Raw genomic sequence first — 6,310 nt, 5'->3', positions numbered from 1 at the left:
GGTGCGATTCGCGGATGAGATCCGCTCCTACGGATTGCCCCAGCACCGTGCCCCATGTAGGAGCGCGCCCTGCGCGCGAATCGCGGGCAGGGCCCGCTTGCCTTAATCCCGTGGCGCGTAGGCGAACACGTCGGCGCGCATCTGGTGGGCGTCCATGCCGGCGGCCACCAGGGCGTCGAGGGTGGCGTAGACCATCGCCGGCGAGCCGCTGGCGTAGACCGTCAGGCTACCCAGGTCGGGGAAGTCCTCGCACACCGCCTCGTGCAGCAGGCCGCAGCGGCCCTGCCAGCCGCACAGGTCGCTGACCACCTTGTGCAGGTGCAGGTTGGCCAGGCCCTTCCATTCGTCCCAGTGCGGCAGCGCGTAGAAGTCCTCGGGCCGGCGCACGCCCCAGTACAGGTGCACCGGGTGGGCGAAGCCCTGGGCGCGGCAGTGCTCGATCAGGCTGTGCATCTGCGCCATGCCGGTGCCGGCGGCGATCAGCACCAGCGGGCCGTCGGGCAGCTCGGCCAGGTGGGCGTCGCCGAAGGGCAGTTGCACGCGGGCGATGCGCTCGCGCTGCAGTTGCCCGAGCAGTTCGATGGCGCTGTTCTCCCGCGCCAGGATGTGCAGCTCCAGGTCGCGCCCCTCGTGGGGCGCCGAGGCCAGGGAGAAGGCCGAGCCGTTGCCGTCGCCCCGCTCCACCAGCAGGTACTGCCCGGCGTGGTAGCGCGGCGGCTTGCCGGCCGGGGCGCGCAGGCGCACGCGCCAGACGTCGCCGCCCACCGCCTCGCAGAGGGTCAGCTGGCAGGCCAGCTTGCGCACCGGCAGCTCGCCGGGGGCGAGCACGCCATCCCAGAGCAGCACGCAGTCTTCCAGCGGCTCGGCCAGGCAGGTGAACAGCTCGCCGTGGTCGCGCACCTCGCCGTCCTGGCGCACGCGGCCTTCCACCAGCAGGGCGGCGCAGATGTGGCAGTTGCCGTTGCGGCAGCTCTGCGGGCAGTCGAAGCCCAGGCGCCGCGCGCCGTCGAGGATGCGCTCGCCCGGGCGCAGTTCGAGCTGGGCGCCGGAGGGTTGCAGGGTCACACGCACGGCTTCGCCTCCCTGTCGCGAACCTGCGCGGCCGGACATTCGCGAGCAGGCTCGCTCCTACGAAGGGCCGTGCGCATCAATCGATCCCCAGGCTGGCCCAGATTTCGTCGACGCGGCGCGTCACCGCCTCGTCCTTGACGATGGCGCGGCCCCACTCGCGGCTGGTCTCGCCGGGCCACTTGTGGGTGGCGTCCAGGCCCATCTTCGAGCCCAGGCCGGAGATCGGCGAGGCGAAGTCGAGGTAGTCGATCGGCGTATTGTCGATCATCACGGTGTCGCGCTTGGGGTCCATGCGCGTGGTTATCGCCCAGATCACGTCGTTCCAGTCCCGCGCATCGATGTCATCGTCCGTGACTATGACGAACTTGGTGTACATGAACTGTCGCAGGAACGACCACACGCCCAGCATTACGCGCTTGGCGTGGCCGGGGTACTGCTTCTTCATGGTCACCACCGCCATGCGGTACGAGCAGCCTTCGGGCGGCAGGTAGAAGTCGGTGATCTCGGGGAACTGCTTCTGCAGGATGGGCACGAAGACTTCGTTCAGCGCCACCCCGAGGATCGCCGGCTCGTCCGGCGGGCGGCCGGTGTAGGTGCTGTGGTAGATCGGCTTGCGGCGGCGGGTGATGCGCTCGACGGTGAACACCGGGAAGCGGTCCACCTCGTTGTAGTAGCCGGTGTGGTCGCCGTAGGGGCCCTCGTCGGCCAGCTCGCCGGGGTGGATCACCCCTTCCAGGACGATCTCGGCGCTGGCCGGCACCTGCAGGTCGCTGCCGATGCACTTCACCAGCTCGGTGCGGTGGCCGCGCAGCAGGCCGGCGAAGGCGTATTCGGAGAGGGTGTCGGGCACCGGCGTCACGGCGCCGAGGATGGTCGCCGGGTCCGCGCCCAGGGCCACGGCCACCGGGTAGGGCCGGTCCGGGTGCTTCTGGCACCACTCGCGGTAGTCCAGGGCGCCGCCGCGGTGGCTGAGCCAGCGCATGATGACCTTGTTGCGGCCGATCACCTGCTGGCGGTAGATGCCCAGGTTCTGCCGTTCCTTGTTCGGCCCGCGGGTGACGGTCAGGCCCCAGGTGATCAGCGGCGCGACGTCGCCGGGCCAGCAGGTCTGCACCGGCAGCCTGCCCAGGTCGACGGCCTCGCCTTCCTCGATGACTTCCTGGCAGGGCGCGTCCTTGAGCACCTTGGGCGCCATGCTGATGACCTTCCTGAAGATCGGCAGCTTGCTCCAGGCATCCTTCAGGCCCTTGGGCGGCTCCGGCTCCTTGAGGAAGGCCAGCAGCTTACCGATCTCGCGCAGCTCGGAAACGTCCTCGGCGCCCATGCCCAGGGCCACGCGCCCGGGGGTGCCGAACAGGTTGCCGAGCACGGGCACGTCGAAGCCGGTGGGGTTCTCGAACAGCAGGGCCGGGCCCTTGGCGCGCAGGGTGCGGTCGCACACCTCGGTCATTTCCAGCACCGGGGACACCGGCACCTGGATGCGCTTGAGCTGGCCGCGCTGCTCCAGGGCGGCGATGAACTCGCGCAGGTCGCGATACTGCATGGAAGTCTCGATGGCGTAGGCGAAGATGCGACAGTTTAGCCTTTAACACCACTTCGCAGAAACACGAAGGCCGGGTTTCCCCGGCCTCGTGGCAGACAACGGCGCTTACTTGCTGCGCTTCATCGAGTCGAAGAACTCGTCGTTGGTCTTGGTCTGCTTGAGCTTGTCCAGCAGGAATTCCACCGCGGCGATCTCGTCCATGGGGTGCAGGATCTTGCGCAGGATCCACATGCGCTGCAGTTCTTCCTCGCCGGTCAGCAGTTCTTCGCGACGGGTGCCCGAGCGGTTGATGTTGATCGCCGGGAACACGCGCTTCTCGGAGATGCGGCGGTCGAGGATGAGTTCCGAGTTGCCGGTACCCTTGAATTCCTCGTAGATCACCTCGTCCATCTTCGAGCCGGTCTCGATCAGCGCGGTGGCGAGGATGGTCAGCGAACCGCCTTCCTCGATGTTGCGCGCGGCGCCGAAGAAGCGCTTGGGCTTCTCCAGGGCGTGGGCGTCGACACCACCGGTGAGCACCTTGCCGGAGCTGGGGATCACGGTGTTGTAGGCACGCGCCAGGCGGGTGATGGAGTCGAGCAGGATGATCACGTCCTTCTTGTGCTCGACCAGGCGCTTGGCCTTCTCGATCACCATCTCGGCGACCTGCACGTGGCGGGTCGGCGGTTCGTCGAAGGTGGAGGCGACCACTTCGCCGCGCACGGTGCGCTGCATCTCGGTCACTTCTTCCGGGCGCTCGTCGATCAGCAGGACGATCAGGTGGCACTCGGGGTTGTTGCGGGTGATGTTGGCCGCGATGTTCTGCAGCATGATGGTCTTGCCGGCCTTCGGCGGGGCGACGATCAGGCCGCGCTGGCCCTTGCCGATCGGCGCGCAGAGGTCGATCACCCGGCCGGTGAGGTCCTCGGTGGAGCCGTTGCCGGCCTCCATGGTCAGGCGCTTGGTCGGGAACAGCGGGGTCAGGTTCTCGAACAGGATCTTGTTCTTCGCGTTCTCCGGGCGATCGAAGTTGATCGAGTCGACCTTGAGCAGGGCGAAGTAGCGCTCACCTTCCTTCGGCGGGCGAATCTTGCCGACGATGGTGTCCCCGGTGCGCAGGTTGAAGCGGCGGATCTGGCTGGGCGAGACGTAGATGTCATCGGGGCCTGCCAGGTACGAGGAGTCGGCGGAGCGCAGGAAGCCGAAGCCATCCTGGAGAATCTCCAGCACGCCGTCGCCGGAGATTTCCTCGCCGCTTTTCGCGTGCTTCTTCAGCAGCGCGAAGATGATGTCCTGCTTGCGCGAACGGGCCATGTTTTCCAGGCCCATGGCATCGGACATTTCCAGCAATTCGGCAATCGGCTTTTGCTTGAGTTCGGTCAGATTCATAAGAAGGAGGTGTTAGATAGATATGAGAAAAGGGGAAACAAGCATGTGAGCTCGTTAATGCCGTGCCGCAGAGTGACGACAGGATCGCTTGGAAATTCGAATAGGAAGTGCGTCGGCGACGGCTTGCAGGGGACAACGTAAAACAACGTTGCAGGCCCGAATGTAACACCCGGGCCAGGGGGCGTCTAGGGGATGGAATGAAAAAAACCCCGCATCGTGCGGGGCTTTTCCGGGGGCTGTCTCGACTCAGATGTTGCTGTCGAGGAAGGCCGCCAGCTGCGACTTGGACAGCGCGCCGACCTTGGTGGCCTCGACGTTGCCGCCCTTGAACAGCATCAGCGTCGGAATGCCGCGCACGCCGTACTTCGGCGGGGTTTCCTGGTTCTCGTCGATGTTCAGCTTGCAGACTTTCAGCTTGCCCTGATAGTCCTTGGCGATCTCGTCCAGTACCGGCGCGATCATCTTGCACGGGCCGCACCACTCGGCCCAGTAGTCCACCAGCACAGGACCATCGGCCTTCAGCACGTCCTGCTCGAAGCTGGCATCGGTAACGCTGACGATATGTTCGCTCATGAAATCTCTCCGTGGGAATCGGATGCGAAAAAAAGTGGGCCCATCATAGCCCGCCTTGGCCGCCTTCCGAAAGGCGCAGGCGATTGAGTGTCGCTATCGCCGGCCCCGGCGAAACCGATCGACGGCCCGGCGTTCGTTGGCACCGGAGGGCTATCGTGGCAGGATGTCGGGGTTAACGAATGGACCTTTCCAAGATGCCCCATACCCCCGCCAAGACCTTCCCACTGATCGCCGCCCTGGACCTGGGTTCCAACAGCTTCCACATGGTCCTGGCCAAGGCCGATCATGGCGAGATCCGCATCCTCGAGCGGCTCGGCGAGAAGGTCCAGCTGGCCGCCGGCATCGGCGAGGACCGCCTGCTCAACGAAGAATCCATGCAGCGCGGCCTGGACTGCCTGCGGCGCTTCGCCCAGCTGATCAACGGCATGCCGCCGGGCTCGGTGCGGGTGGTCGGCACCAACGCCCTGCGCGAGGCGCGCAACCGCAACGACTTCACCCGCCGCGCCGAGGAAATCCTCGGGCATCCGGTGGAGGTCATCTCCGGCCGCGAGGAAGCGCGCCTGATCTACCTGGGCGTGTCGCACACCCTGCCGGACACCGTCGGGCGCCGCCTGGTGGCCGACATCGGCGGCGGCAGCACCGAGTTCATCATCGGCCAGCGCTTCGAGTCGCAGCTGCGCGAGAGCCTGCAGATGGGCTGCGTCAGCTACACCCAGCGCTACTTCAAGGACGGCAAGATCACCCCAGCCCGCTACGCCCAGGCCTACACCTCGGCGCGCCTGGAACTGATGGGCATCGAGAACAGCCTGCGCCGCCTGGGCTGGGACGAGGCCCTGGGCGCCTCCGGCACCATCCGCGCGGTGGGCCTGGCGATCCAGTCCGGCGGCCACGGCAACGGCGAGATCAACCCCGAGGGCCTGGCCTGGCTCAAGCGCAAGGTGCTCAAGCTGGGCGACGTGGACAAGCTCGACCTGGACGGCATCAAGCCCGACCGCCGGCCGATCTTCCCGGCCGGCCTGGCCATCGTCGAAGCGCTGTTCGACGCCCTCGAACTCAAGCAGATGTCGCACTCCGAGGGCGCGCTGCGCGAAGGCGTGCTCTACGACCTGCTCGGCCGCCACCACCACGAGGACGTGCGCGAGCGCACCATCAGCGCGCTGATCGAGCGCTACCACGTCGACCTCGACCAGGCCGCGCGGGTCGAGGCCAAGGCGCTGCAGGCGCTGGAGCAGGTCGCCGAGGCCTGGGGCCTGCAGGACGACTGGCACCGCGAACTGCTCGGCTGGGCCGCGCGGGTCCACGAGCTGGGCCTGGACATTGCCCACTACCACTACCACAAGCACGGCGCCTACCTGGTCGAGCACTCGGACCTGGCCGGCTTCTCCCGCGAGGACCAGCAGGTGCTGGCGCTGCTGGTGCGTGGCCACCGCCGCAACATCCCGGCGGACAAGTTCAACGAGCAGGGCGAACAGGGCGACAAGCTGATCCGCCTGTGCATCGTGTTGCGCTTCGCCATCCTCTTCCACCATATCCGCGGCACCCAGCAAATGCCGGACGTCACCCTCAAGGTGGGTCCGAAGAGCCTGGAAGTGCGCTTCCCCAAGGGCTGGCTGGAAGCCAACCCGCTGACCCAGGCCGACTTCGAGCAGGAAGCCGGCTGGCTGCAGCGCGTGGGGTACCAACTGAGCGTGAGCTGAGGCCCCCACCCACGCCATTCCCCTGTAGGAGCGCGCCCTGCGCGCGATTCGCGGGCAG

The 6,310-nt window shown here is 66.9% G+C and carries 5 protein-coding genes; 1 reads left to right on the top strand and 4 read right to left on the bottom strand.

Translation table 11 applies throughout. From position 1 onward, the window contains the following. Positions 1-102 precede the first annotated feature (102 nt). The 4 genes from DK254_RS09520 to trxA form a co-directional block, all read right to left on the bottom strand. The gene (locus DK254_RS09520; protein WP_109933580.1) at positions 103-1,071 is read right to left on the bottom strand and encodes a CDP-6-deoxy-delta-3,4-glucoseen reductase; all 969 of its coding nucleotides are present in this window, start codon (positions 1,069-1,071) and stop codon (positions 103-105) included. Positions 1,072-1,147: 76 nt separating this feature from the next. Beyond that, complete coding sequence (gene ubiD / locus DK254_RS09515; RefSeq protein ID WP_109933579.1) at positions 1,148-2,614, bottom strand: 4-hydroxy-3-polyprenylbenzoate decarboxylase; 1,467 nt, start codon at positions 2,612-2,614, stop codon at positions 1,148-1,150. Between the two features lie 105 nt (positions 2,615-2,719). Beyond that, positions 2,720-3,982: a transcription termination factor Rho gene (rho, locus tag DK254_RS09510; protein WP_089391030.1), complete on the bottom strand. Its 1,263-nt coding sequence runs from the start codon at positions 3,980-3,982 to the stop codon at positions 2,720-2,722. Between the two features lie 246 nt (positions 3,983-4,228). Further along, positions 4,229-4,555 (bottom strand): thioredoxin TrxA, encoded by a 327-nt coding sequence (gene trxA, locus DK254_RS09505; protein ID WP_009615069.1) that lies wholly within the window; start codon positions 4,553-4,555, stop codon positions 4,229-4,231. Between the two features lie 194 nt (positions 4,556-4,749). Here trxA and ppx point away from each other — a divergent pair, with 194 nt between their 5' ends. Next, positions 4,750-6,252 carry an exopolyphosphatase gene (ppx, locus tag DK254_RS09500; protein WP_218281412.1) on the top strand — a complete coding sequence of 501 codons (1,503 nt, stop codon included), beginning with the start codon at positions 4,750-4,752 and terminating at the stop codon, positions 6,250-6,252. Positions 6,253-6,310: the final 58 nt, after the last annotated feature.

The sequence above is a fragment of the Pseudomonas sp. RW407 genome (assembly GCF_003176655.1).
Taxonomy (GTDB): domain Bacteria; phylum Pseudomonadota; class Gammaproteobacteria; order Pseudomonadales; family Pseudomonadaceae; genus Pseudomonas; species Pseudomonas delhiensis.
Note: the sequence above shows the minus strand (reverse complement) of the source record. Positions and strands in the feature narration are given on the sequence as shown.